This is a genomic window from Geomonas diazotrophica (genome assembly GCF_018919385.1).
Classification (GTDB): domain Bacteria; phylum Desulfobacterota; class Desulfuromonadia; order Geobacterales; family Geobacteraceae; genus Geomonas; species Geomonas diazotrophica.
Genome location: NZ_JAHLMF010000005.1, coordinates 199,255 through 224,906, shown reverse-complemented (window position 1 = coordinate 224,906; position 25,652 = coordinate 199,255). Strand labels below are relative to the sequence as shown.

Genomic DNA, 25,652 nt, shown 5'->3' with positions numbered 1-25,652 from the left:
CGGGAAAGGAGTAATAGATGGCAAAATTCGATTGGGAAGCAAGAAGCAAGGCGGGGAGCGTCCAAAAGGGCGTGATGGAAGCCGCCAGCGCCGGCATGGTGGAGGCGCAGCTCAAGAAATACGGATTCTCCGGGATCACCGTGAAGGAGCAGGGGAAGGGGCTCTCTATGGAGCTCAAGATCCCGGGACTCGGCGGACCCAAGAAGATCGAGACCAAGGACCTGGTCGTCTTCACCCGCCAGTTCGCCACCATGATCGATTCGGGCCTGCCGCTGGTGCAATGCCTGGACATCCTTTCCAACCAGCAGGAGAACAAGACCTTCAAGGAGATCCTGGTTAAGGTCAAGGAGAGCGTCGAGAGCGGCTCGACCTTCGCCGACGCGCTCTCGAAGCATCCCAAGGCCTTCGACCAGCTCTACGTCAACCTGGTGGCCGCAGGCGAGGTGGGGGGTATCCTCGACACAATCCTGGCAAGACTCGCCGCCTACATCGAGAAGGCGATGAAGCTCAAGAAGCAGGTGAAGGGGGCCATGGTCTACCCGATCACCATCATGTCCATCGCCGTCATCGTCGTGGGCGTCATCCTCATCTTCGTCATCCCGACCTTCGCGAAGATGTTCCAGGACTTCGGCGGCGACCTCCCCGCGCCGACCAAGTTCGTCATCGCGCTCTCCAACTTCCTGGTCAAGTACATCGTCGTGATCATCGCCGTCATGTTCGGCATCAAGTACGCCATCGGGAAGTACTACGATACCGCCAACGGCAGGAAGGTCATCGACGCCTTCGCCCTCAAGGCCCCCATCGCGGGTCCCCTGATCCGCAAGGTCTCCGTCGCCAAGTTCACCCGTACCCTTGGGACCATGATCAGCTCGGGCGTTCCCATCATGGACGGCCTGGAGATCGTCGCCAAGACCGCGGGGAACAAGGTGGTCGAGGAGGCGATCTACAACGTGCGCCAGTCGATCTCCGAGGGGAAGACCATAGCCGAGCCGCTCGGGGAATGCGGTGTATTCCCTCCCATGGTGGTGCAGATGATCTCCGTCGGCGAGGCGACCGGTGCCATGGACGCCATGCTGAACAAGATCGCGGACTTCTACGACGACGAGGTCGACGACGCCGTCGGTGCCCTGACCTCGATGATGGAACCGCTTTTGATGGTGTTCCTGGGAACCACGGTGGGCGGGCTCGTCGTCGCCATGTACCTGCCGATCTTCAAACTGGCTGGCGCAGTCAGCGGTTAGCTGGATGATCGAAAAGAAGAAGGTCTTCTGGTTCATACTGCTGAGACTGCTGGTGGTAACCCTCTTCCTGGTTACCACCGTTTATCTTGACGTACACACCTATGACGTAAGTGGCGAGGTCGCCGGCAAAGTACTGATCCGGCTGATCGGCGCCACTTACCTTTTCTCGCTGCTTTCCCTGGCGGTGCTGCGCAGGGCGTCCCCCCGGACGGTGCGCACCCTGACCTACCTCCAGATCGTCTGGGACCTGATCCTGGTCACGGTGCTGATCCTGGTCTCGGGCGGGGTGACTTCCCACTACGCCTTTCTCTACTTCCTGTCGATCATCGCCGCCAGCGCGCTTTTGGCCCGTTCCCAGGCCTACTACACGGCGTCCCTGTGTGTCATCCTGTACGGCGCGATCCTGGATTTCCAGTACTACGGCAAGTTGGCACCGCTAGGGCTCTCCCCCTACCCGGCACAGCAGTGGGGGGCCGAGTACCTTTTCTACCTGATCTTTGTGCACTGCGCCTCCTTCTTCCTGACCGCGTTCCTGGCCGGGCACCTTGCGGAGCGCGCCCGCGTCTCGGAAAGCGCGCTCAAGGAGAAGGCGATCGACTACGAGGAGCTGGAGCGCCTGAACTCCTGCATCGTCTCGACCATCGACAGCGGCCTTCTCACCATCAACACCTCCGGCAGGATCCGCGTCTTCAACCGCTACGCCGAGACCCTGACCGGGGTGTCCCAGCAGGACGCCTACGACCGCCCCCTGGCCGAGGTGCTGCCAGGCTGCGCCGCTTTCGCTCCGACCTTCTTCGAGTCGGGACAGGGGGAATTCCCGCACAAGGGGCCCGACGGCAAGGAGCTGCTCCTGTCGTTTAAGTCCGTTCCGCTTTTGGACAAGGACGGGGCCGTCGCCGGGGCGATCTTCGACCTGCACGACCTGACCGAGATGAAGCGGATGGCCGCCGAACTGAAGCGCGCGGACCGCCTCGCCGCGGTCGGTGAGCTCTCTGCGCGCATGGCCCACGAGATCCGCAACCCGTTGGCCGCGATCAGCGGGTCGGTGCAACTGGTGGCGCTCAGGCCCTGGGTGGACGAGAAGGACGAGCGGCTTTTTTCCATCATCCTGAGGGAGACCGACCGGCTGGACGGTCTTTTGCGCGACTTCCTCTTTTACGCCAAGCCCAACCAGCCCACCAAGGTAGCGCTCAACCTGCATCGGGTGATCGGCGATCTCTGCGCGCTGCTTGCCACCGATCCCAGACTGGAAGGGGTCGGGGTCGACAACCGGCTCCCCGACGACCTGGTGGTGCAGTTCGACAAGGACCAGTGCACCCAGGTGTTCTGGAACCTCCTGGTGAACGCCGCGGAGGCCATCACCGGCGACGGCCGCATCTGCGTCGACGGCGCCCTCATCAAAGCAAACGGCGGCCTCAACGAGGTGCGCATAAGCATCAGGGACAACGGTTCCGGGATGAGCCAGGAAGACGTGAAGCGGGTGTTCGAGCCTTTCTTCACCACCAAGAAGGGGGGCACAGGGCTTGGGCTCGCAACGGTCTACCGCATCGTGGAAACCAACGGCGGCAGGATGTCCATCAACAGCGCCCTGGGGAAAGGGACCACGATCACCCTGTACCTGCCTGCTTAAAGGGCAGAGGGGGGCGCCGGTTCCGCAGCGAAAGGTGCTGCTTCAATTTTTAGTGAGATCAGTTCAGCGAGGTTTTTTAGATGCGTGCCAGGATTTTGGTTGTCGATGATGAGCTGAGCATGCGGGAGTTCCTGGCCATCCTCCTGGATGGCGAGGGGTACCTGGTGGACCAGGCGGAAAGCGCGGAGCACGCGCTCGCCTGCATGGCCGACCAGCACTACGACATGGTGATCTCCGACGTGAGCATGCCGGGACTTGGGGGGATCGACCTGCTCACCCGGATCAAGGCCGACTCCCCGGACACGGCGGTCCTGCTGATCACCGCCTTTACCACTGCCGAACAGGCGGTGGAGGCGATGAAGCTTGGGGCCTACGACTACATCGGCAAGCCCTTCAAGGTGGAAGAGGTTAAGGTGCTGGTCCGCAAGGCGCTCGAGAAGCGGAGCCTGGTCCAGGAGAACAAGCGCCTGAAGGCCGAGGTGCAGGAGCGCTTCGGCTTCAGCGGGCTGATCGGCAAGAGCAAGCAGATGCGCGAGGTCTACGACCTGATCGCCAAGGTCGCGGACAGCATGGCCAACGTCCTCATCACCGGCGAGAGCGGCACCGGCAAGGAACTCGCCGCCCGCGCCATCCACTACAACAGCCCGCGCCGCAACGCCCGCTTCGAAGCGGTGAACTGCGGGGCGATCCCCGAGACCCTGATCGAGAGCGAGCTCTTCGGGCACATGAAGGGGGCCTTTACCGGCGCCATCACGGACCGCCCCGGTCTCTTCGAGCAGGCGGAAGGGGGTACGCTCTTCCTCGACGAGATCGGCGAAGTGCCGCTGCAACTGCAGGCGAAGCTTTTGCGCGTGCTGCAGGAACGCGAGTTCAGGCGGGTGGGGGGGGGGAGCGCCTTGAAGGCCGATGTCCGGATCGTCGCCGCCTCCAACAGAAACCTGGAGGAGCAGGTGCGCGAGGGGACCTTCCGGGAAGACCTCTTCTACCGTCTCAACGTGGTGGAGGTCCGGATGCCGTCGCTTCGCGAGCGGAGCGAGGACATCCCTCTGCTCATCGAGCATTTCTACAAGAAGTACGCGATCTGGTCCGGAACCGGCGATATCGTGACCCCCGACGCGCTGCTGGCGCTCTTCAACTACCCCTTCCCGGGAAACGTGCGCGAGCTTGAGAACCTGGTGGAGCGCTGCGTGGTCTTGGGAAGCCGGGTCATCACCGCCGAGTGCCTGCCGCCCAGCGTGCGCAACTACCATATCCCCAGCGTCGACGCCGAGGAAGTCTCGATTCCTGCGGACGGCATGGACCTGCAGGGGTATCTCGACAACCTGGAGCAGCGCCTGCTGGTGCAGGCCCTTGAGCGCAGCGGCGGGGTGAAAAAACGAGCGGCGGCCCTTCTGGGCATGACTTTCAGATCTTTCCGGTACCGTTTGGCGAAGTTTGGCATGGAAGATGATTGAAACGGGCCAGCTGTCATTACCTGTACCGACTGAATCCGACGGGCGAGTGAGCGGAGGTAACACATGCCATTGAAGCGCAGGGACCAGAAGGGCTTCACCCTGATCGAGCTGCTGATCGTCGTAGCCGTGATCGGCATACTCGCGTCGATAGCGGTGCCGTATATCACCCAGTACCGCATCAGGTCCTATAACGCGAGCGCGGTGGCCGACCTGCGCACTCTCAGGAACTCGCTCGAGGCCTACTTTCTCGAACACGGCAGTTACCCGCATTGACAAAAAACGTCACTTTGTGCCGATTTTGGTCAGCCGACTTCAGGCTTTGAGCCGCTCAAACGACCATAAAACGCCCTTTTCCGGTCTTCGCGCAATTGGCCTGCTATTTGCTCTTACCCGTACTTAGTTAATCCGGCGCGCCAGAGGCAAGCCCACCATCACCATAAGGAGAAAAATATGCTCAACAGAATGAGAAGCAACAAAGGCTTCACCCTCATCGAGCTGCTGATCGTCGTCGCGATCATCGGCATCCTGGCTGCAATCGCAATCCCGCAGTTCTCCTCCTACCGCATCAAGTCCTACAACACCGCTGCGGCCAGCGACCTGAAGAACGTCAAGACCGCTCTCGAGGCATACTTTGCCGACCATCAGGAGTACCCGCACTAATAGCTGCGGAAGCTACCAAACACACGCTAACTTAGACCTTATAGGAGGCTTATTATGCTGAAGAAGATGTCTGTTGCCCTCGCCGCAGTGGCTCTGCTCGCCGGGGTCGCCTTCGCTATGAACAACCCTGACTACATCGAAAACGTCCCGGGCGTTAACTTCAAGCCCTCGAACAACGTGAAGGTGTCCTACAAGTACGACTCGGCCGCCACCTCGCCGCAGAACTACCTGATCGCCTCCAAGAACACCGCCGGCGACACCATTTACGCTGCTTCCAACATCTCCACCACCATCTACAAGAAGACCCCGACCGCTTCTGCCGGTACTGCCGGCCCGGGTGTTGCGCTCTCTCTGACCGACACCAACGTGACTGCCCTGAGCGCAGCCGGCGAGTCCGTCTTCACCAACTGGAGCCCGATGTAAATCGAAGCAACCTAATGCTTGTCGGAATGGGGCATGCCTGCATGCCCCATTTTATTTCCACCTCACCCGAACAGGAGTTCGTCGTCAATGCTGGCAAGATTTCCTCTGGCGCTGGCCACCCTGAAGGGGGGCTTCCGTGACCGCCTTTTGCTGGGGCTCTTCGTAGTCTCGCTGCTGCTGGTCTGCACGTTGCCGATCTTTGGTTCCTTCTCCATGCGGGACGTGACCGCGGCGGCGACCACCTTCTCCCTGTCCGCCGTTTCCGCCATAGGCGTCCTGCTGGTGCTGCTGATCGGCTCGGCCCTCGTCCCCCGTGACATCCAGAGCCGTTCCATCTACTCGGTGGCCACTCTTCCCATCTCGCGTACCCGTTATCTCCTGGAGAAATACCTGGGGCTCTCGCTGCTGCTCGCGGCTTCGCTGGCGCTCATGGGGACGCTCAACTGCGTGGGGATCTGGCTCATGTCCGGCGCCTATCCGCCGGACCGTCCCGTTGTGTGGGGCAACTACCTGCTGTACCTTATCTTCGACCTGGAAAAACTCCTGGTGCTCGCCTCCGTGCTGGTGTTCTTTTCCGCCGTGGCGACCTCCTCGTTTCTTCCCATGATCCTGACCCTGGCCGTGTACGCGGTGGGGATGACCACGGAGAAGGTGAAGCTGTTCGTCGAGACGGCCCAAGGTGCCGAGCGCATGTCGCCCTTTTTGCGCGGCGTGGTGCAGGTGATCTACTACCTGTTTCCGAACCTCACCCCCTTCGACCTCAAGGTGCAGATGATCTATGCGCTCCCGGTCGACCCCAAGGCGCTCCTCTTGACTTCGCTGTACGGCTTTGGCTACGTTGTCGTGATGCTCACCCTCGCCTCGTGCGCGTTTTCCCGCAGAGACTTCATATGAGGCGTCTGGTCGCTCTCGCCATCGGGTTGCTGCTTCTGGTTCCTGCGCTGCTGGCGCTTACCGCGCTGCGCAAATCCACTCCCGCGCCCGAACGACTCGGCTACAGACCTTCCTTCGAAGTTACCTTTTTCACGTCGTTAGAGCACCGCTACCTTCTGTCGGAGCTCCTTTTTTACGACGCCGTCTTCTACTACGGGACCATACTCGACCTGCACCAGCCCCCCGATTACGCCATGCTCCTGAAGTACGTCGACACCTCCACCAGGCTCAACCCCTACAACATCGACTCCTACTACTTCGGGCAGGCGATCCTCACCTGGGACGCGGGACTCGTGAAGCCGATGAACCACATTCTGGAGCGCGGGGTCAAGAAGAGGGAATGGGATTTTTACATGCCTTTCTTTATCGGTTTCAACAACTCGTATTTCCTCAAGGATTACCAGAAGGCCGCCCAGTACATGAGCAAGGCAGCACAGTTGAACCCGAAGATGGCGTTTCTCTCCAACCTTGCGGGACGCTTTTACTACGAGGCCAACCAGACCGAGCAGGCCGTCCAGTACCTCAAGGTGGTCTACGAGGGTACCTACAGCGACCAGGTGCGCAGGGGGATCAAGACCCGCATCGAGGCGCTGGAGACGATTTTGTTCCTGGAGAAGGCCGTGCAGAGGTACGAGAAAGAGACCGGGCACAAGCCCGCGCAGCTCGCCGACCTGGTAGCCGGTGGCGTGCTCAAGGGTGTTCCTCCCGACCCTTACGGCGGGACCTTCTACTACGACCGCAACGACGGTCGCATCAAAACCACCAGCAAGCTGGCAGTGCACGGAGCAGCGCATGACCGCCATTGATGTCTCCTCGATCAGCAAGACCTTCACCAAGAAGCTGACCCACAAGGTGCGCGCCCTGAACGACGTCTCCTTCTCGGTGCCGCACGGCAATGTCTTCGGCTTCATCGGCCCCAACGGCGCCGGCAAGAGTACGACCATCAAGATCCTGATGGGGCTTTTGCGTCCGGACGCCGGGAGCACCTCCTTCTACGGCAAGAATTCCCACCTCCCCGAGGCACGGGGCAGGGTGGGGTACTTGGCGGAGAACCCGGCCTACTACGATTACCTGACGCCGCGCGAGCTCCTGGAGTTCGTGGCGCGCTACTACAAGGTCCCAGGCGCGGAGAGCGCCGGGAAGGTCGACGAGGTGTTGCGCTTGATCGAGTTGACCCATGCCGCCGACCGTCCCATCCGGAGCCTCTCCAAGGGTATGGTGCAGCGCATCGGCCTTGGCCAGACCCTGGTGCACGACCCTGACCTCTACATCCTGGACGAACCCATGTCCGGCCTCGACCCGCTGGGGCGCGCCCTGGTGACCGACATCATTCAGCAGTTGAAGGCCCGCGGCAAGACCGTCTTCTTCAGCACCCACATCATCCATGATGTCGAGCGCGTCTGCGACGACGTGGCCCTTTTGCTTGGTGGCTCGCTGCAGTTTTGCGGCGCGGTTAAGTCGGTGATCGACGGGAGCTTCAACTCCTACGAGGTGGTGATCAGGCGAAGCGACGAACTCTCCCCCTCGCTCCCCGATGGCGTCGCCGCCACCAGGGAAGGGGACGCATGGCGCCTCTCCATCCCCAGGGATTCGTTGAACGCCCTGCTCTCGTCCCTGTCCCGCGAAAACGAGCTCCTGTCCGTGGAGCCCGAGCGGCGCACGCTCGAGCAGATCTTCTTGGACCTGATCAAGAGCCACCGCTCGGCGCAGGGGCGTGAATGAAAGAAAGGATTTTCCCGATCCTCACCATACTTGCGGCAGGGGTGCTGGCCTACCTCTGCGCGCTGCAGGTGGGGTTTCTCCCCATTGACGACGTGGGGATGACGGAATTTGTCACCCAGCAGACCCTCGACCTCAAGTCGCTGCTTTTTGGTGGCGCCAGCACCTATTACCGCCCGATGGTGGTGATATCGTACGTCGCCAACTACAGCATCTTCGGGCTGCCCCCCCTTTCATTCCACGTGGTCAACGTCGTCATCCATCTCGCCAACGCGCTGCTGATCTACTGGCTCGCGTCGCTCTTCTTCGCGGACCACCCGCAAAAGGAGCGGGCAGCCCTGATCGCTTCGCTCTTTTTCCTGCTGAACCCGCTCAACAGCGAAGCCGTTATCTGGGTCTCCGCCAGGCCCGACCTGTTGTGCACCTTCTTCTTCATCCTTGCCATGGTGCTGCTAGTTGAGCGGCGCGAACAGGTGACCTGGCAGACGCTTTTTTGCTTCACCGCAGCCTACCTCGCTTCGCTGGCCAGCAAAGAGTCCTCGATAGCGGTTGCCGCCATCGTGCCGCTGTACCTGCTCCGCCGCGCTCCCCGGGAGGGTAAGCGTGATGCGCTGATGCTGTTCGGCGCGGTCGCGGGGACCACGACCCTGTACCTGCTGCTGCGCGCCGGTACCGCCCTCAACTTCGACCGGGGGGTGGCGAGCCTCGCCAAGGGGGTTTTGAGCAAGGGGGGCGTCGAGAAGGTCCCCAAGGCCATGGAGAGCACGGCCGTCGCGGCGGCCACGGCTGCACAGAGTTACACCTACCCCACGGTGCTGGACGCCTTGGGAGGGTACGGTTTCTACCTGCGCAAGCTCGTCTTCCCGTTCCCGCTCAACTTCACTATCTTGACCTACGACCTGCCCCTTGGCCTCGCCGCCTGCGCCCTTGCTGTGGCGGCCGCCTGGGTGTTGATGCGCCGCCGCCCCCAGGCGCTTTTGCCGCTGCTCATCGTCTTCGTAGGGATCATCCCGCCGCTGCTTGCCTACCTGGGGAGGATCCCTTGGACCCCGTTCGGGGAGCGCTACCTCTACCTCCCCATGGTCGGCTTCTCGCTGCTGGTCCCGCTGGTGCTCCTCGAGTTCAAGGTGCCCGCGTGGCTCCTTCTGGGGGGCGTGCTCCTGCTCGGCATCCCCACCATTACCCGGGCCGCTCTCTGGCGCGACCCCACCGCGTTCTGGCAGGACTGCCTGAAACACAGCCCCGGCTTCGCCAAGAGCTACTCGTCTCTTGGGGCCGTCGCCCTGGACGATCAGCGCTACGACGATGCCGAGCGCTACATCCGCAAGGCGCAGGCGCTTGGCTTCAACGAGCCGGTGGCGTGGAAGAACCTGGCCCGGGTGTACCTGGCGCGCAGGGACTACCCCCGCTACGAGCAGGCCATGCAACAGGCCGCCAACCGTGCCTCGAACCCGATCCCCGTGTACCACGAGATGGTGTTGGCGTTGATGGGAGCCCGGGGGCTCGACGAGGCCACCCGGTTCCAGAAGGGAATCAAGTACCACCTGGCCACCATTGAGAGCGACCCCGGGTACCTTGACGCCTACTACAACGTGGGGAAGCTCTACTACGCCCAAGGGGACGCGGAGCACGCCCGCCGCTACCTGGGGCGCTACGCAGAACTGGCTAAAGGGGGCGAGAACCGTGTCTTCGCCCTGAAGATGATCGCCAACCTGGACAGTGGCAGCTTTAAATCCCGGAAGGCCCTGGTGGCGCCGCCTGCTGTACGCCAGGGAGGTGGAAAATGAACCGGACCACTTTCAAGTACCTGGTGATGCTGCGCCCCAAGCAGTGGCTGAAGAACCTGATGATCTTCTTCCCGCCGTTTCTGGGGGGGGCGATCCTGGCGCCGGGCGTGCCGGCGAGGGGAGCTGTTCCCTTCGCCGCCTTTTGTCTGGCCGCCAGCTCCACCTATGTCCTCAACGACCTCTGCGATCGCCACAACGACAGCCATCATCCCGTCAAGAGGCACCGCCCCATCCCGTCGGGTGCGGTCTCGCCCTCGCTCGCGCTCGCCATCTGCGTCCTGCTCCTCGTGCCGGCGCTCTGGCTGGGGTGGCTGGTCTCTCCCGTCTTCCTGCTCCTTCTGGTCGCCTACCTGGCCATCTCCGTCTGCTATTCGCTCAAGCTCAAGGAGATTCCGGTACTCGACCTGTTCTGCATCTCCTCCGGGTTTCTGCTCCGGTTGCAGGCGGGTGGCGAGGCGTTTGGCATCCTGGTCTCGCCGTGGCTCTTTCTGTCGGTGTTCCTGCTCTCGCTGTTCCTCAGCACGGGGAAGAGGCTCGGTGAGCTGAACGCGCTGGGGGAGGGGGCGGGGGCGCACCGCAAGTCGCTGCTGCACTATCCCGAGGGGGTCCTCGACCTGCTCCTCGCCATGACCGGCGCCGCGGTACTGGTCACCTACACCCTCTACGTGGTCACGCGCCCCGCCCTGGTCTACACGGTGATCCTCTGCTGCTTCGGGCTGTTCCGCTTCGTACTCCGCGTTAAGTCGGGGCTGGGAGGAGACCCCACCGAGTCGCTTCTGAAGGACAGGCAGCTCCTCGCGGTGAGCGTCCTTTGGGCCCTCATGTTCGCCTGGATCGTGTACCGATGAGCGCCACGCTGCGGATGCTGAAATGGTCCCTGAGCCTGGACCGCCAGTTCTTCTTCGCCGTCGGGGGGCTCCCGCTGTCGGCGAAGCTGTCGCTGCTGTTCCATAAGTACCTGCGTTACCTCGCCGGGAGGCTGGGAGTGGGGGGAGGAAGGGCGAAATCATTAATGGTTTTCGGCCGGCGCTTCTGCTACAATGAGCCGCTCGCGGTGGCCTCGCTGCAGCGGGTTTACTGCGCCGCGCACGGCCTTAAGGACCTGCTCCCTGAGCGTCCCGTGGTGCTGGACGTCGGCGCCAACATCGGCCAGTTCAACTTCTTCTCCAGCCACTACCTCGCTGCGCGCCGGGTGATCAGCATCGAGCCGGACCCCGGCTCTTTCGAGCTGCTGGCCGTCAACGCCCTGCGTAGTTCAGACTGTCGCCGCTGCGCCGTCAGCGACCAGGAAGGGGAAGTGCTCTTCCACGTGGCCTGCGAGTCCACCCAGTTGAGTTCCTACCTGCCGCAGCCCGACGCCGGTTACCGTGACAGCTACCCGGTCCCTGCCAGGACCCTTGACGGGATCGCGGAGGAACTCGGGGTGGGGGAGATCGACCTCTTGAAGATCGACACCGAGGGGAGCGAGTACGACGTGCTGAAGTCAGCCGAGGAGGTGCTCTCCCGCACGAGGCTCGTGCTCATCGAGATGAGCGTGTTCCGGGAGTGCTCCGGCAACCTGTTCAGGATCGGCAGCTTCCTGGAGGAGAGGGGGTTCCGCCTGGTGCACCTGGCGGCGGGGGAAGAGGGGCGGCCACGGGACCTGGACGCCCTGTTCCAGCGGGCATGAGGATCGTCTACTTCGCGCATAGCGTCCTGAACAGGGGAGGTGACAAGATGGTGCTCGCGCACCTCGGGCGCCTGGCCCAGGCCGGCCACCATGTGACGCTGCGCTGCAACCTGATCGATACCGCGTTCCCCCTGCACCCGTCGTTCACGCTGGAGAGGCCACTGTTTCCCGGCAAACTCGGGACCCTGGCGAGCGCGCTCCTGGAGCGGCAGGATGCGGACCTGGTGCTGGCCACGATCGTGCCTACCGCCGTGCTTTTGCGATTCAGGAACCGGGGGCGCGTGCTGCACTTCGCCCAGGACGACAACGAGACCGCTTACGGGTTTCCGGGGAACCTTTTGATGCGCTGGCTCTACCGGCTCGCCTTCGGTCCCCTGTCCATCCCCTGTGTCACCGTTTCCGATACGCTTTGCTCCCTGTTCGGTTCGAGGTTCGGGGCCGAGTGCGCCGTCGCCGAAAACGGCGTGGATACCGCTCGCTTCTTTCCCGCCCCCTCCCGGGAGCTGGTAGCGGCGAAAAAGGGGCGCAGGGCGATTCTGCTGTTGTCCCGCGCGGACCGGCGCAAGGGATTCGACCTGGCCCTGGAAACGGTGCGGCGGGTGGCCGCGCGCGGCGGCAACCTCGAGCTCTGGACAGTGGGGGAAAGTGCCCCCTGCGCCGAGCCGGACCTGCCGCACCGGGAATTCGGCAGCGTCGACGAAGACCGGCTGCGGGAGATCATGAGCAGCGCCGACCTCTTCCTCTATCCCAGCCGCTCTGAAGGCTACGGGCTCATGGTGCTGGAGGCCTTCGCCTGCGGCTGCCCCGTGGTCACCACTGGCGCGGTCGGCTTCGCGCGCGACGGCGAGAACGCCCTGGTGGCGCCGGTTGAAGACGTGGCCGCCCTGGCCGACCGGGTAGAGCGGCTGCTCGCCGATCGGGAACTGGCGGAGCGCCTGGCGGAGCAGGGACGCGGTTACGCCTCCCGGCACTCCCTGGCCCAATCCGGCAGCTGTTTCGAGGCACTGATCGCCGGGCTCTTTCCGGCAAAAAAGTAGACGCGGGAAATTCATGGAACGAGGCAGCGACAACGAGATCGTGATTCAGGCCGGCGGGAGCGTCGCCAACTACTGGCGCGACCTGTGGCATTACCGGGAGCTCTTCGTCTTCCTGGCCTGGCGCGACGTGCTGGTGCGCTACAAGCAGACCGCGATCGGCATCCTGTGGTGCGTGCTCAAACCGGTCACTACCATGGTGGTCTTCACCGTCATCTTCGGCAGACTGGCCAGCCTCCCCTCCAACGGGGTCCCCTATCCGGTGCTGGTCTTCAGCGCGATGCTTCCCTGGCAGCTCTTCGCCGGCACCCTCACCGATTGCAGCAGCTCCCTGGTGGACAACGCCAACCTCCTTACCAAGGTCTACTTCCCGAGGCTCCTGGTCCCGGCCGCGACGCTGGTGGTCAACCTGGTCGATTTCGCCGTCGCGGGCGCCATCTTCGCCGGGTTCATGGTCTGGTACGGCGTGGCACCCGGCCTTAACCTGCTGTTGCTCCCCGCGTTCCTGCTGCTCGCCCTTCTTACCGCCGTTGCGGCAGGGCTCTGGTTCGCCGCTCTCAACGTCAGGTACCGCGATTTCCGCTTCCTGGTGCCGCTTTTGGTGCAGTTCGGCCTGTTCGTGTCTCCGGTCGGCTTTTCCAGCGCAGTCGTCCCGGAATCATGGCGCTTCTTCTACTTCCTGAACCCGATGGCCGGAGTCATCGAAGGGGTCCGCTGGGCCATTCTGGGTGAGGCACCGCGCCTCAGCATCCCCGGCTTCACCCTCTCCATCTTCCTGGTGCTGGCGCTTCTCGTCGGGGGAGTCGTCTCCTTCAGGCGCATGGAACGCAGCTTCGCCGACGTGGTGTAACCGATGTCCTACGCGATCAAGGTGGAAAACCTGTCCAAGAAGTACCTGATCCGCCACCAGGGCGGCGGCGCGGGGCAGGCCGCCTTGCGCGACGTGCTCACCGAGGGGGCCCGGCGCCTTGGCAAGCGGCTGCTCGGGCAAAAGGTGGCGGCCGCCCAGTACAGCGAGGAGTTCTGGGCCCTGAAGGATGTCAGCTTCCAGGTGGGGCAGGGGGAACGGATTGGTATCATCGGCAGAAACGGTGCGGGGAAATCGAGCCTGTTGAAGATCCTGAGCCGCATCACCGAGCCGAGCGCCGGAGGCGTCCGTCTCCGCGGCCGTGTGGCGAGCCTGCTTGAGGTAGGGACCGGTTTCCATCCCGAACTCACCGGGCGGGAAAACATCTTCCTGAACGGCGCCATCATGGGGATGAGCCGCGCCGAAATAAGACGGAAGTTCGACGAGATCGTTGCGTTCGCCGAGGTGGAGCGCTTCCTGGACACGCCGGTCAAGCGCTACTCCTCCGGGATGTACGTCCGGCTCGCCTTCGCGGTCGCCGCGCATCTGGAGCCCGAAATCCTGGTGGTCGACGAGGTGCTGGCCGTCGGGGATGCGGCCTTCCAGAAGAAGTGCCTGGGGAAGATGCAAGACGTCGGCAGGGAGGGGCGCACCGTCCTCTTCGTCAGCCACAACATGCGCGCCATCAGGCAGCTGTGCGACCGGGCCATCCTTTTGTCCGGCGGGGAGCTGATCGCAGACGGTGCCGCGCCGCAGGTGATCGAACGGTACCTGCGGGATACCAGCGCCACCGGCGAACAGGGAAGCCTTGAGCGGGTCATAGCGTCGCTCCCGGAGGACCCCGACTTCAAACTGGAATCGATCGGGTTGAGCCAGGGGGCACAGCCGCTGGGGGCGGTGGTGGAGAACGACAAACCGCTCGAGATCGAGATACGCTACCGCGTGCTCAGGCGTTGCACCGGACTCAGGGTCTATTTCGACCTGTGCGACAGCGACGAGACGCTCCTCTTGCGCAGCTTCCACGACGAGGCGGGGGAGGGAATCCCGTCGGTGGAGCCGGGAGATTACACCTCCAGGGCGGTCATTCCCGCCAACCTGCTGGGCCCGGTCCCGTACGAACTGAGGATCCGCGCCACCATTTTCAACGTGCGCAGCTGCCTCCCCATCTCCGGGGTGCGCATCCCCCTGACCGTTGCCCTGACCGGAAAATACAACCAGGCCTATCTCGAAGACACCTTCCGGGCCAAGTTCGCTCTCCCGCTACACTGGGAGACGGTGAGACGCCCCTGAGGCATACGCGTGCGGCTCACGACGGAGAATAACCAGACGTGAAGTTTCCTTTTTCATCCATGTTCCAGCACCGGGACCGGTACCCGTTCCCGTTTCTTACGGCCAACGTGCTGACGGCGCGCGACTTCAGCTGCCTCAAGAAGGCGCTTGCCTGGGACCGCGATCCGCTGCTTGAGGGGGACCACCTTTACGAGTTCCAGTACCTCGAGGACCTGAACAACCGGCGGCTGCTGGACGCCGCGGTGATCGGCGGCGCCTGCTGCAACGGCACCCCCAGGATCATCCTCGAGATCGGCACCTCCCACGGCAGGACCACGGTCCTCATCGCGCAGAACGCGCCGGAAGCCACGGTGTACACCGTGAACATCCCGCCGGAGGAGATCGCCCAGGGGGGGCGAAACGTCACCTTCGCCCCCTCGCGCGACGAGATAGGCAGCTACTACAGGGAGAAGGGACTGGCCAACGTCAGGCAGATCTTCGCCAACACTGCCCGCTGGGAGCCCGATTTCGGCCCCATCGACGTCGCCTTCATCGACGGCTGCCACGATGCCGATTTCGTCTACCACGACACCAGAAAGGTCCTGAAACGGTGCCGGCCCGGGAGCATCGTCATCTGGCACGATTTCAATCCGGAACTGGCCAAGGTCTACGGCTGGATCAATGACGTGTGCACCGGCGTGGAGCGGCTCTACGCCGACCGGCTCCTGACCGGCAGGATCCTGCACCTGCAGGACTCCTGGACCGGTCTGTACCTGGTCCCGGGGTAAATGAGGAATAGCGCGTGAAGGTCGTTTTCGGTTACATAGCGTGGTCTGAACAGGCGCGCCGGTGGCACGAGGGGATAGTGCAGCGGGCCCGTGCTCTGGGGTGGGAGGTCGAGGGATTCTGCCTCACCCCGGGGACCCCGAAGCCGTGCTACCACTTCGACGAACTGGACCGGCGCTGGCGCTCGCGCGACCCGGAACTGGTCGAACTGCAGCGCCGCCTGAAAAAGGCGCTGACCGGTGCCGACGTCTTCTGGAATTTCAACGGCGCCAACGTGCACCCCGCCTGGCTGGCCGAATTCGACTGCCTCAACGTGTACGGCTGCTTCGACGATCCTGAGACCTCGACCGGGCTCTCGAAGCCGGTCGCCCCTTATGCGGATGCCTGCCTGATCGGCAACCTCGCCTGTGCCCCCCTGTACCAAAGCTGGGGCGTGCGCCATCACGCCTGGGCACCGCTCGCCTTTGTCGGCGATGATGCCCCCGCCTCGCTGACACCCGAGCAGGTGCTCGCCGAGGAGCGTCCCCTTGAGCTGGTCTTTTTCGGTGAGCGCGAGAGCGCCTGGCGCAGGGACCGACTGGACCTCCTCGCCCGGGAGTTTCCCGCAGCGATGTTCCGGGGGCGTGGCTGGCCGGGAGGGTACGTCAGTGCCGAGGAGCGCCAGGCGGCCTATCGCCGGGCCAGGATCGGCTGGAACCTCCACAACGGCGTGGGGCCGGTCAACCTTCGCTTCTTCGCCCTTCTGGCCAACGGGGTGCTGCAGATCTGCGACAACAAGTGCCGTACCGGGCAGGCCCTCGCCCTCGGGGAGGAGGTGGTCGGCTTCGACAGCGTTGAGGAGTGCGTCGAGCTGACCCGCTACTACCTGGAGCACGATGACGACCGGCGCCGCATCGCCGCAAACGGACTGCGCGCCTACCGGGAACGCTACAGCGAGGAGAGGATCTGGCAGTACTACTTCGCCAGGTTCGCGGAGTGGTGCGGCAACAAGGAACAACTGAAGCGGGAGGCGCAGTCCTGGAGGGAACCGAGCCGCAGGACCACGCTGGAAAAGGTTTCCGCGCTCACGCAGGACGTGGCGCGCAAGCTGGGCTACGAGAGGCGCCCCGAGGAGAGCGGTGCGGAACTCAGCGCCGGCGCGGCCGTGCCGTACCTGGAGCGGGAGGAGGCCGGCGGCATAAACCTGGCCGAGAAGGAGGCCCGCGCCGCGGAGGGGGGCTTTTTCGAGTGGCCCAACATGGTCGCCCTGAACTGGGCCTGCACCAGGCTGATCGGCGAGGCGAGGTCCATCCTCGAACTGGGTGGGGGGACCGGCTGCTTCGCCTCCGAGGCCGCCGCCGACCCCGGGCGCAGCATCGTCTGCGTGGACCGTGACCTGGATGCACTGGCCTGGGCCCGGGTGCATCGCGCCAAGAGCAACGTGAAGTACTGCACCGAGGAGGAGGCGAAATTCTTGGGAGGGCGTTACGACCTCGTGGTCGCAGTCGACGTGATCGAGCACGTCTCCGATTTCAACGCCTTCCTGGAAAGCTGCTGCGCGCTCGCCGACCGCGCCATCCTGACCACCCCGAACAAGAGACGCCACGAGAGCTTCGACACCGACGGCCCCCCCGATTACTACCAGCACGTGAGGGAGTGGAGCGCAGGCGAATTCTACTGGGTGCTCAGGTGCTACTACGCGAAGGTCGAGCTCTTCGCCATGAACGACGTGTACGTTCCGGAGCTCTCCCCGATAACCGTGACCTCGCGGCTCACACCGCTGGTCGCCAGGTGCTCCCATCCCATCAAGGGGGTGGGAGCAGGCGCTTCCGCCAGGGGGGGGCAGCCATGACCATCGCCATCCAGCCCGACGACTACGGTCCCGGCGACGCCTCCTCGCCGATCTGGAGTCGGCTCCTCAGCGAGGCGGGGCACCAGGTTCGCACGGTCGACGTGTACCGGGCCGACATACTGGAGCAGCTCGAGGGGTGCGACGCCTTCATGTGGCGGCACGTTCATGCGCCGCACATGCGGCAGGTGGCGCGCCGCCTGCTGCCCGTGGTCGAGCGCGAACTGGGGCTCACCGTCTATCCGGACCAGCAGACCTGCTGGCACTACGACGACAAGATCGCCCAGAGCCATCTGCTCAAGGCAGCGGGCATCCCCATCCCCCGCACCTGGGTCTGGTACGACAAGGGCGCCGCGCTGGCCTGGGCGGCGCAGGCCTGCTACCCGGTGGTGCTGAAGCTGTGGTCCGGCGCCGGTTCGACCAACGTCAGGCTGGTCTCTTCCGCCTCGGAGGCGGTGCACTGGATCGAGCGCCTCTTCGGCCACGGGGTGGAAACCCTCGACGAGACCCCCCCTGTGCTTAGGCACAGGGTGAAGCACGCGCTGCGGGCCTTGCTGGCCCTGGACGAGCCGCACCCTTGGGAGCTGCACAAGGACTACGTCCTCTTCCAGGAGTTCCTGCCGGGCAACGACTACGACACCCGCGTCACCATCATCGGCAACCGGGCCTTCGGCTACCGCCGCCATAACCGCCCCGGCGACTTCAGGGCAAGCGGCAGCGGCAATTTTTCGGTCGAGCCTGGATTGATCACCCCGGAGGCGGTCAGGCTCGCCTTCCGGGTCGCAGAGAAGCTCGGCACCCAGTCGGTGGCGCTCGACCTGCTCCTGCGGGATGGAGCCCCGGTAGTCGGTGAGATCAGCTACACCTACGTCAGTTGGATGGTGCACTCCTGCCCGGGACACTGGGATGGCGAGCTTAACTGGCACCCGGGGCAGATGTGGCCCGAACAGGCCCAAATCGAGGACCTGCTGGCGAGGCTCGAGGAGCGCACGCCGTGAAGATCGCATTCTTGACGCCAGAGTATCCGAGCGATGCGGCGGCCGAAGGGGGGCTCGCCGGCTACGTCAGGAAAACCGCGGCCGCCCTGGCGCAGCGAGGCTGCGAGGTCTGGGTCCTGGTGACCTCCGACCGTGACGCGCGCTGGCGCGACGGTGACGTGAGGGTGTGCCAGCTGCGCACCCCCCGGCTCCCCGCCTTCCTGTCCAGGATCCCGTACCTCGCCTCCGTGATGCCCCTGTTGCAGCGCCTCCTCGCGGCCCGCGCCTGCGCCCGGGCCTTTCACGCCGCGCACGCCGAGGCGGGCTTCGACCTGGTGCAGGCCTCCAGCTACCAGGCCCCCGGCTACGCGCTCCTCGGTAACGGCGCCGTCCCCGTCGTCTGCCGCGTCTCCAGCTACACCCCGCTCTACGCAGCCGCCCAGGGGAACAAGCGGAAGTTCTCCGAGTACCTGCTGGACTGGTTGGAGTTGCGCCAGGTCGTCGACGCCGACGCCTCCTTTTCCCCCAGCCGTTTCATGGCCGATTACTTCGAGCGCCTGGAGGCCCATGATCTCGAGGTGGTGAAAACCCCGCTTGAGGACCTTTCGGCAGAGGACGATGACGCCTTCTGCGCCTCGCACGCCCCTTCCGGGCGCTACCTGCTCTACTTCGGGACCTTGAACCGGGTCAAGGGGGTGGACCTGCTGGTGCAGGCGCTTCCCGGCCTGCTGGCCCGGCACCCGGACCTTTCCGTGGTGTTCATCGGTCGGGACGACGGCGGTCCCGACGGGATCAAGTACGCCGACCGGTTGCGCCGGAGCTGCCCGGAATCCTCGCAGCGCCTCCTCTTTTTTCCGGTGCTCCCAAAGTCCCGGCTTTTCCCGTTCGTCCGGCGGGCGGCCGCCGTACTGGTGCCGTCGCGCGTGGACAACTACCCCAACGTCTGCCTCGAGGCGCTCCAGCTTGGGACACCCGTCATCGCCTCGGACCGCTCCAGCCTCGAGGAGATGGTCAAGGACGGGGTGAACGGCTTCCTGTTTGGAAACGGCGACGCCGATAGCCTGGCCGTGAGCGTGGAACGGCTCCTCTCCCTGTCCGGGGACGAACTCGCCGCGCTGCGGCAGGGGGTAGGCCGCGAGGTCGACGCGATCGCCTCGGAGGACCGTATCGGAGAGCTCCTTGCCTTTTACCGGCGGGTGATCCGCGAATTCAAGCAGAGACGGGAGCCGTGAAGCCATGCCGCAACCCCTGGTAAGTATCCTGCTGCCGGTCTACAACGCCGAACCCTACCTGGCCGAAGCGATCGATTCGCTTTTGGCCCAGACCTTCACCGACTTCGAACTTGTCGTCGTCAACGACGGTTCCACCGACGGCAGCGCGAAGGTGATCGCGCGCTACGCCGACCCGCGCATCCGCGTGCTGGAGCAGGAGAACCGCGGGCTCTCCCCCAGTCTGAACCGCGCCATCTCCGTGTCCCGGGGGAAGTACCTGGCCCGGCAGGATGCCGACGACATCAGCTACCCCGAGCGCCTGGCGAAGCAGGTAGATTTTCTGGAGCGTCACCCGGATTGCGGCCTCCTCGGCACCTGGGCCGACATCTACGTCGGCTCGCGCCGCACGGAAAGGGCGCACCAGCACCCCTGCGACAACGCCGCGCTCAAGTTCAACCTCCTCTGCGACAACTACTTCGTGCACAGCTCCGTCATGATGAGAAGGTCGGTCCAGGAACGGGTGGGGCTCTACGCGGCCGAGGCCGACCGGCAGCCCGAGGATTTCGATCTCTGGTCCCGGTTCATGCGTGACGGCAACTGCAGGATCGGGAATCTCCCGGAGAGGCTGGTCGGCTACCGCGAGGTGGAGGGGAGCATCTGCCGCACCGCGCCGCAGCGGATCACCGACGGCGTGGTCCGCATCTGCGGGCAAAACATCGCCTTCGCCTCGGGGCTGTCACCCGATGACCGGACCGTCGCCGACCTCGCCGCGCTGCTGCACTGTTCCTTCGGGCATCTCACCGGTGAGCCCGAGCCGGCCCCCCTGTTCGCGCTGGTCACAAGACTGGGCGCATCGCTGGCCGGGGAGGCGGAAGACCCCGCGCTGCTGGCGGCCGCCGTGCGCAGGATGCGGCTGAGGCTCGTCAAGGCGCTGCTGATCTACAAGGCCTGGCGGCTGTCCCGGCGGCTGCCGGTCCCGCTGCGCCGGAATGGAAGGGTGTCATCATGATCGGCTCATCCCATTCCCCGCAACCGGGCGGCAGCGGACCGTTCCAGGCCCCGGACGACTGGTCGGTCGACGTGGTCATCCCGGTCTACAACGGGGCCCCCTACATCGAGAGAGCCCTGCGCTCGGTGCTGGAGCAGGACCATCCGCCGACGCGGATCATCGTGGTCGATGACGGTTCCACCGACGCTACCGCCGACATCGTGCGAGGGGTGCGGGGGGAGGTCCCGATCAGGTACTTCCACCAGGAAAACGGAGGGCTCAGCTCGGCGCGCAACGCCGGCATCCGCCTTTGCAGCTCGAGGTTCGTCGCCTTCCTCGACGCCGACGATGAGTGGTACCCGGACAAGCTCTCGCGACAACTCGCCCTGTTCCGGGAAAGCAGCTTCCCGCACCTCGCCGCGGTCTACTGCCGCTACGACATCATCGACGAGGGCTCCGTGGTGCGGCACGACTGCCACGTCGTCGAACCCGATCCGGAGAACCGCGGCGACATCTTCCAGCGCATACTGGCTGCCAACCTGGTGACCGGCAGCGGCAGCGGCATCCTGGTCCTGCGTGAGGCGCTGGGGGAGGTCGGGTTCTTCGACGAGACGCTGAGCGCCTGCGAGGATTGGGACATGTGGCTGCGGCTCGCCAGGCGTTACCAGTTCGACTACGTGGACGGCAAGCTGGTGAAGATCCGCAGGCACGGCTCCAACATGCAAAAGGACGACACCAGGATGTTCGTCAACTCGCTCACCTTCTACAACAAGTGGTCCGAAGAGGCCTTCAGGGCAGGGCATCATCGCGCCTGGGGTAACGCAGTGGTCTGCCGCATCGCCCAGGAGCTGCCGCGCCTGGACTCGCTGCGCCTCACCCGGAGCCTGCTCGACCCGCAGGCACGCCGGTTCCTTTTCAACGCCACCGGCGGGTCGCTGCCGCTGTTCCTGCTCCTGCGGGCACCCACCGTGCTCATCATCGTCCTGAAAAGAATGCTGGGGCTTAAGCCATGAGGATCCTGCACACCGTAGCACAGTACCACCCGGAGACCGGCGGGATGCAGGAGGTGGTGCAGCAGCTCTCAGAGCGCCTGGTCAGGGGCGGCCACGAGGTGACCGTGGCGACCGCCAGGGTCGCCGGGCGCAGCGTGAGCCACAACGGGGTTCGCATCGAGGAATTCGACGTGAGGGGGAACGAGGTGAACGGGTACCGGGGCGAGGTGCAGCGTTACCGCGACTTCCTGCTCGCCTCCCGTTTCGACGTGGTGACCAGCTTCGCCGCGCAGCAGTGGGCGACCGACCTTGCCCTGCCGATGCTGGACCGGATCGCGGGGAAGAAGGTTTTCGTCCCCACCGGGTTCTCCGCTTTGCACGACAGGCGCTACGCCGCCTACTTCGCGCGCATGCCGGGGTACCTGAAGCGCTACGACATCAACGTCTTTCTCTCGGACGATTACCGGGACATCCGTTTTGCCCGTGATAACGGCGTCACCAATACGGTGCTGATCCCAAACGGCGCCGCTGAGGACGAGTTCCTCGCCCCGCCCGCGCTCGACATCAGGAAGGCGCTCGGCATCCCCGCAGGCCACAGGCTCATCCTCAGCGTGGGATCGCACACCGGCCTCAAGGGGCACGCCGAGGCCATCGAGATCTTCAACCGGGCGCGCCTGACGGACACCACCTTCCTCATGATAGGCAACAGCTACTGGAACGGCTGCGGCAAGACGTGCGCCCTGAAATCGGCGCTGTACAACCGGCGTCCCGCCTGGAAAAAGAGCGGCAAGAAGCTTTTGGTCGTGTCGCTGGACCGGGAGTCGACCGTGGCCGCCTACCTCGCGGCCGACCTCTTTCTCTTTCCCAGCCGCGTCGAGTGCTCTCCCATCGTGCTGTACGAGTGCCTCGCCTCGCGTACCCCTTTTCTCACCAGCGATGCGGGCAATGCCGCCGAAATCATCAGGTGGTCCGGCGCAGGGGTGTTGCTCCCGACGGACGTCTCGCCAAGCGGTTTCAGCAGGACGCGGGTCGCCGCATCGGCGGAGCTTCTCGAGGCGACCGCCAACGACCCCCCCCTGCTCGAGAGGATGGCGGCCTGCGGGTACTCCGCCTGGCAGGAGCGCTTCACCTGGGAAAAGATCGCTTTGCAGTACGAACGCCTGTACCGGGACCTTACCGGTAACCCCGATTAACCTGACAAGGAAATTATGTCCAAGAAGACCGCCATCATCATAGGCGCGGGACCCGCCGGGCTCACCGCCGCCTACGAACTCCTCGACAAGACCGACGTCGTCCCGCTCGTTTTCGAGATGTCCGACGACATCGGAGGGATCTCCAAGACCGTCAACTACAAGGGAAACAGGATCGACATCGGCGGGCATCGCTTCTTCTCCAAGTCGGACCGGGTGATGCGCTGGTGGCAGAACCTCTTCCCGCTGCAGGGAGCCCCGGCCCGCGACGACCGCCTGCTCGGCCGCCAGGTGCCGCTGGCAACTGAATGTCTGCTGCGCGACATCCTCGAGCCAGAGCCGGTCCGGGTATGTGCCCCCGACCCCGAGGAGACGGACGGGGTCATGCTGGTACGGGGGCGGTGCTCGCGCATCTTCTTCCTGCGCCGCTTCTTCGATTACCCGATCACCCTCTCCCTCGGCACGGTGCGCAACCTGGGAGCCTGGCGCATCGTCAAGATCGGCGTGAGCTATGTCAAGGCGAGGCTCGCCCCGATCCGCGACGAACGGTCACTGCAGGACTTCTTCATCAACCGCTTCGGCGACGAACTCTACCGCACCTTCTTCAAGGACTACACGGAGAAGGTCTGGGGCGTCCCCTGCCGGGACATCAAGCCGGAGTGGGGTGCCCAACGCATCAAGGGGCTCTCGGTTACCAAAACGCTGCTGCATGCCCTGCGCAAGCTGGCCGGTCAAGGGGAGCGTCTGCAGGCAAAGAAGGTGGAGACGAGTCTCATCGAGCAGTTCTACTACCCCAAGCTTGGGCCGGGCCAGATCTGGGAGGAGGCTGCCCAGCGGGTGGTGCGTCACGGCGGGCAGGTGGTGCGGCGCGCCAAGGTGGTCGGCATCGAAGCCGAGGGGGAAGAGGTGCGCGCGGTCCTGGTCCGGGACGAGGCGACCGGCGTCGAGACGCGACACGCCGGCGACTATTTCCTCTCCACCATGCCGGTGCGGGAGCTGGTTGCCGCCTTGGGCGAGGAGGTTCCTGCGGAGGTGCGGGAGGTCGCCAAGGGGCTCAAGTACCGCGACTTCATCACGGTCGGGCTTCTGCTGAAGAGGCTCGCCATCCGTAACGAGACCGGGACTGCCACCGTCAACGGGATCGTCCCCGACAACTGGATCTACATCCAGGAGCGCGAGGTGAAACTCGGCAGGCTGCAGATCTTCAACAACTGGAGCCCCTACCTGGTAAGGGATCCCGACACCGTCTGGATCGGCCTGGAGTACTTCTGCAACGAGGGGGACGAACTTTGGGGGATGGAGGATGCTGCGCTATCCTCCTTCGCCATCTCCGAGCTCGCCTCCATCGGCATTATAGACGCGACGGAGGTGCTCGATTCGACGGTGTTGCGCATGCCCAAGGCCTACCCCGCCTACTTCGGCAGCTATGACCGCTTCGACGTCATCCGCGGCTACACCGACCGTTTCGAGAACCTGTTCCTAATCGGGCGCAACGGCATGCACCGCTACAACAACGCAGACCACTCCATGCTTACCGCCATGGCCGCCGTCGAGAACATCGCCTCCGGCTGCACCGTTAAGGACAACATCTGGGGGATCAACGCGGAGGAGGAATACCACGAGGAGAAAACGGCGTGAGGCGGAAGAGGGCACTGCTGTTCTTCTGCGTCTCGGTGCTCGCCGTGGCGGCGATCCTCTACCTGCGTCGGGCCGACTACTGGAGGCCGTACAACGACACGCCCCAGGAGTCGGTGGTTTCCATGCACGCCCATGGCTTCGCCGTTGCCAACTTCGCCGGGGTCTGGCCCAACCCGGTCCTCGCGCGGGATGTGGACGTGGAGCATGGCAAAATCACCGAATATAACCACTGGCCCAACGCTTTCTTCCTCACCCTGGCCGCCGCGATCAAGCTTTTCGGCAACACGGAGATGGTGGGGCGGTCGCTGGCGCTTCTCTACACGATCCCCGGTCTCTATCTGCTCGCCTTCGCCTTCAGGAACAAAAGCGGGGTTTCCTACCTGGCCGTACCGGTGCTGCTGGTCTCTCCCATCGGCAGGGACTGCCTTTCCTTCGTCTTCATCGACGCCGCGCTCCTGTTCTGGATCGGCTTTTTGGCTGCCGCGGTTTCCCTTACCAGGGATCGTCCGGCGACCGCCACCCGGCTCTTCAGGCTTGGCTCACTGGTCGCCCCGTTCTTCATTCACCTGATCGCCCCCTTCGCCTTCTTCGGTGCCTTGGCCCGGTTTTGGTGGGGGCACCGTGACAGGAACGTTCTCTGCCGTGACCTGCTCTGCGTGGTCGGCGCCTTTTGTACGGTCATGTTCTTCTTGTCCTGGACCAGCAGCGGGCTTGCCGCCGGCGCCAGGGAACTGCTGGCCCAGTACCTGCACCGGGCCAACCTGAGCCAGCGCTACAGCGAGAACATCGGCCTCTTTTCCCTGCTCATCACCCTGGCCAAGCACTTCTACGTGAACCTGGGATACTTCGCCCTGGTCCTGCCGCTCGCATTCGTGAACCTGGCGAGGCGGCGTTCCCTGCAGGCGTACCTGCTGCCGGCGGTGCTGGTCTACACGCTGCTTCTGCGCAACTACATCGGCCTGCACGTCTTCGCCAACCTGCCGCTCGTTTCCATTTCCACCTTCACCCTGGTGGCGGGGGCGGAGCAGGTCTGGCCGGATGAGCGCCTCTGGCCTCGGGTGGCGCTGGGCGCCGTGCTGGTGGCCTCCCTTTTCCCGACGCGGCTTTTCTCGTATTACTGCGTGGACCAGCATGTGAATGCCCAGGTGCGGGCCCTGCGCCTTCTGGAACCCGAGATCCTCAAATCCCCCTGCAACAGCTTCACGATCGTCGGGGGTGACAACTACAGGGTTCCGCAGATGTTCTGCGGGGAGAGGGTGGTGCGGGGGATAGTGAATGGGGAACCAAAGAGGCACGGGGTGATCGACCTGGGGCGAAGGACCGTCACTGCGGTTCCGTAGCCTGGGGGAGGGTGATTGGGTGCCACGCGGAAACTG

The 25,652-nt window shown here is 64.2% G+C and carries 24 protein-coding genes; all 24 read left to right on the top strand.

The genetic code is table 11. From position 1 onward, the window contains the following. The first annotated feature begins 17 nt into the window (after positions 1 to 17). The 24 genes from KOM00_RS06975 (at position 18) to KOM00_RS06860 (ending at position 25,616) form a co-directional block, all read left to right on the top strand. The gene (locus tag KOM00_RS06975; protein ID WP_216498189.1) at positions 18 to 1,241 is read left to right on the top strand and encodes a type II secretion system F family protein; all 1,224 of its coding nucleotides are present in this window, start codon (positions 18 to 20) and stop codon (positions 1,239 to 1,241) included. A gap of 4 nt (positions 1,242 to 1,245) precedes the next feature. Then, positions 1,246 to 2,871 carry a two-component system sensor histidine kinase NtrB gene (locus KOM00_RS06970; RefSeq protein WP_216498188.1) on the top strand — a complete coding sequence of 542 codons (1,626 nt, stop codon included), beginning with the start codon at positions 1,246 to 1,248 and terminating at the stop codon, positions 2,869 to 2,871. A gap of 80 nt (positions 2,872 to 2,951) precedes the next feature. Further along, entirely contained in the window at positions 2,952 to 4,325 is a 1,374-nt protein-coding gene (locus KOM00_RS06965) for a sigma-54-dependent transcriptional regulator (RefSeq protein WP_216498187.1), read from the top strand. A gap of 63 nt (positions 4,326 to 4,388) precedes the next feature. Next, complete coding sequence (locus KOM00_RS06960; protein ID WP_216498186.1) at positions 4,389 to 4,598, top strand: type IV pilin protein; 210 nt, start codon at positions 4,389 to 4,391, stop codon at positions 4,596 to 4,598. Between the two features lie 177 nt (positions 4,599 to 4,775). Next, positions 4,776 to 4,985 carry a type IV pilin protein gene (locus KOM00_RS06955; protein ID WP_216498185.1) on the top strand — a complete coding sequence of 70 codons (210 nt, stop codon included), beginning with the start codon at positions 4,776 to 4,778 and terminating at the stop codon, positions 4,983 to 4,985. Positions 4,986 to 5,039: 54 nt separating this feature from the next. Then, entirely contained in the window at positions 5,040 to 5,408 is a 369-nt protein-coding gene (locus KOM00_RS06950; protein WP_216498184.1) for a hypothetical protein, read from the top strand. Between the two features lie 87 nt (positions 5,409 to 5,495). Then, positions 5,496 to 6,302, top strand: coding sequence for an ABC transporter permease (locus KOM00_RS06945; RefSeq protein ID WP_216498183.1), 807 nt, complete (start codon positions 5,496 to 5,498; stop codon positions 6,300 to 6,302). Beyond that, positions 6,299 to 7,147: a tetratricopeptide repeat protein gene (locus tag KOM00_RS06940; RefSeq protein ID WP_216498182.1), complete on the top strand. Its 849-nt coding sequence runs from the start codon at positions 6,299 to 6,301 to the stop codon at positions 7,145 to 7,147. The genes KOM00_RS06945 and KOM00_RS06940 overlap by 4 nt, the downstream gene beginning before the upstream one ends. After that, entirely contained in the window at positions 7,134 to 8,063 is a 930-nt protein-coding gene (locus KOM00_RS06935) for an ABC transporter ATP-binding protein (RefSeq protein WP_216498180.1), read from the top strand. Before KOM00_RS06940 ends, KOM00_RS06935 begins: the two co-directional genes overlap by 14 nt. Beyond that, positions 8,060 to 9,847: a hypothetical protein gene (locus tag KOM00_RS06930; RefSeq protein WP_216498179.1), complete on the top strand. Its 1,788-nt coding sequence runs from the start codon at positions 8,060 to 8,062 to the stop codon at positions 9,845 to 9,847. The genes KOM00_RS06935 and KOM00_RS06930 overlap by 4 nt, the downstream gene beginning before the upstream one ends. Then, positions 9,844 to 10,695 carry a decaprenyl-phosphate phosphoribosyltransferase gene (locus KOM00_RS06925; protein ID WP_216498178.1) on the top strand — a complete coding sequence of 284 codons (852 nt, stop codon included), beginning with the start codon at positions 9,844 to 9,846 and terminating at the stop codon, positions 10,693 to 10,695. The genes KOM00_RS06930 and KOM00_RS06925 overlap by 4 nt, the downstream gene beginning before the upstream one ends. Beyond that, positions 10,692 to 11,516: an FkbM family methyltransferase gene (locus tag KOM00_RS06920; protein WP_216498176.1), complete on the top strand. Its 825-nt coding sequence runs from the start codon at positions 10,692 to 10,694 to the stop codon at positions 11,514 to 11,516. Before KOM00_RS06925 ends, KOM00_RS06920 begins: the two co-directional genes overlap by 4 nt. Then, positions 11,513 to 12,553: a glycosyltransferase family 4 protein gene (locus KOM00_RS06915; protein ID WP_216498174.1), complete on the top strand. Its 1,041-nt coding sequence runs from the start codon at positions 11,513 to 11,515 to the stop codon at positions 12,551 to 12,553. The genes KOM00_RS06920 and KOM00_RS06915 overlap by 4 nt, the downstream gene beginning before the upstream one ends. A 13-nt stretch (positions 12,554 to 12,566) precedes the next feature. Then, positions 12,567 to 13,400 (top strand): ABC transporter permease, encoded by an 834-nt coding sequence (locus KOM00_RS06910; protein ID WP_216498172.1) that lies wholly within the window; start codon positions 12,567 to 12,569, stop codon positions 13,398 to 13,400. A gap of 3 nt (positions 13,401 to 13,403) precedes the next feature. Continuing rightward, positions 13,404 to 14,687, top strand: coding sequence for an ABC transporter ATP-binding protein (locus tag KOM00_RS06905; RefSeq protein WP_216498171.1), 1,284 nt, complete (start codon positions 13,404 to 13,406; stop codon positions 14,685 to 14,687). Positions 14,688 to 14,725: 38 nt separating this feature from the next. Next, positions 14,726 to 15,454 carry a class I SAM-dependent methyltransferase gene (locus KOM00_RS06900; RefSeq protein WP_216498169.1) on the top strand — a complete coding sequence of 243 codons (729 nt, stop codon included), beginning with the start codon at positions 14,726 to 14,728 and terminating at the stop codon, positions 15,452 to 15,454. 14 nt (positions 15,455 to 15,468) lie between these two features. Beyond that, a complete protein-coding gene (locus KOM00_RS06895) occupies positions 15,469 to 17,283 on the top strand; it encodes a glycosyltransferase family protein (protein ID WP_216498167.1) in 1,815 nt (604 codons plus the stop codon). Next, positions 17,280 to 18,278: an ATP-grasp domain-containing protein gene (locus KOM00_RS06890; RefSeq protein WP_216498165.1), complete on the top strand. Its 999-nt coding sequence runs from the start codon at positions 17,280 to 17,282 to the stop codon at positions 18,276 to 18,278. Before KOM00_RS06895 ends, KOM00_RS06890 begins: the two co-directional genes overlap by 4 nt. Further along, positions 18,275 to 19,489: a glycosyltransferase family 4 protein gene (locus tag KOM00_RS06885; RefSeq protein ID WP_216498164.1), complete on the top strand. Its 1,215-nt coding sequence runs from the start codon at positions 18,275 to 18,277 to the stop codon at positions 19,487 to 19,489. The genes KOM00_RS06890 and KOM00_RS06885 overlap by 4 nt, the downstream gene beginning before the upstream one ends. 4 nt (positions 19,490 to 19,493) lie before the next feature. Next, the gene (locus KOM00_RS06880) at positions 19,494 to 20,477 is read left to right on the top strand and encodes a glycosyltransferase family 2 protein (protein ID WP_216498162.1); all 984 of its coding nucleotides are present in this window, start codon (positions 19,494 to 19,496) and stop codon (positions 20,475 to 20,477) included. Continuing rightward, on the top strand, positions 20,474 to 21,469 hold the full coding sequence (locus KOM00_RS06875) for a glycosyltransferase family 2 protein (RefSeq protein WP_216498160.1): 996 nt from the start codon (positions 20,474 to 20,476) through the stop codon (positions 21,467 to 21,469). Before KOM00_RS06880 ends, KOM00_RS06875 begins: the two co-directional genes overlap by 4 nt. After that, the gene (locus tag KOM00_RS06870) at positions 21,466 to 22,641 is read left to right on the top strand and encodes a glycosyltransferase family 4 protein (RefSeq protein ID WP_216498159.1); all 1,176 of its coding nucleotides are present in this window, start codon (positions 21,466 to 21,468) and stop codon (positions 22,639 to 22,641) included. Before KOM00_RS06875 ends, KOM00_RS06870 begins: the two co-directional genes overlap by 4 nt. Positions 22,642 to 22,656: 15 nt before the next feature. Next, the gene (locus KOM00_RS06865; RefSeq protein WP_216498158.1) at positions 22,657 to 24,276 is read left to right on the top strand and encodes an NAD(P)/FAD-dependent oxidoreductase; all 1,620 of its coding nucleotides are present in this window, start codon (positions 22,657 to 22,659) and stop codon (positions 24,274 to 24,276) included. After that, a complete protein-coding gene (locus tag KOM00_RS06860; RefSeq protein WP_216498157.1) occupies positions 24,273 to 25,616 on the top strand; it encodes a hypothetical protein in 1,344 nt (447 codons plus the stop codon). Before KOM00_RS06865 ends, KOM00_RS06860 begins: the two co-directional genes overlap by 4 nt. The last annotated feature ends 36 nt before the right edge of the window (positions 25,617 to 25,652 follow it).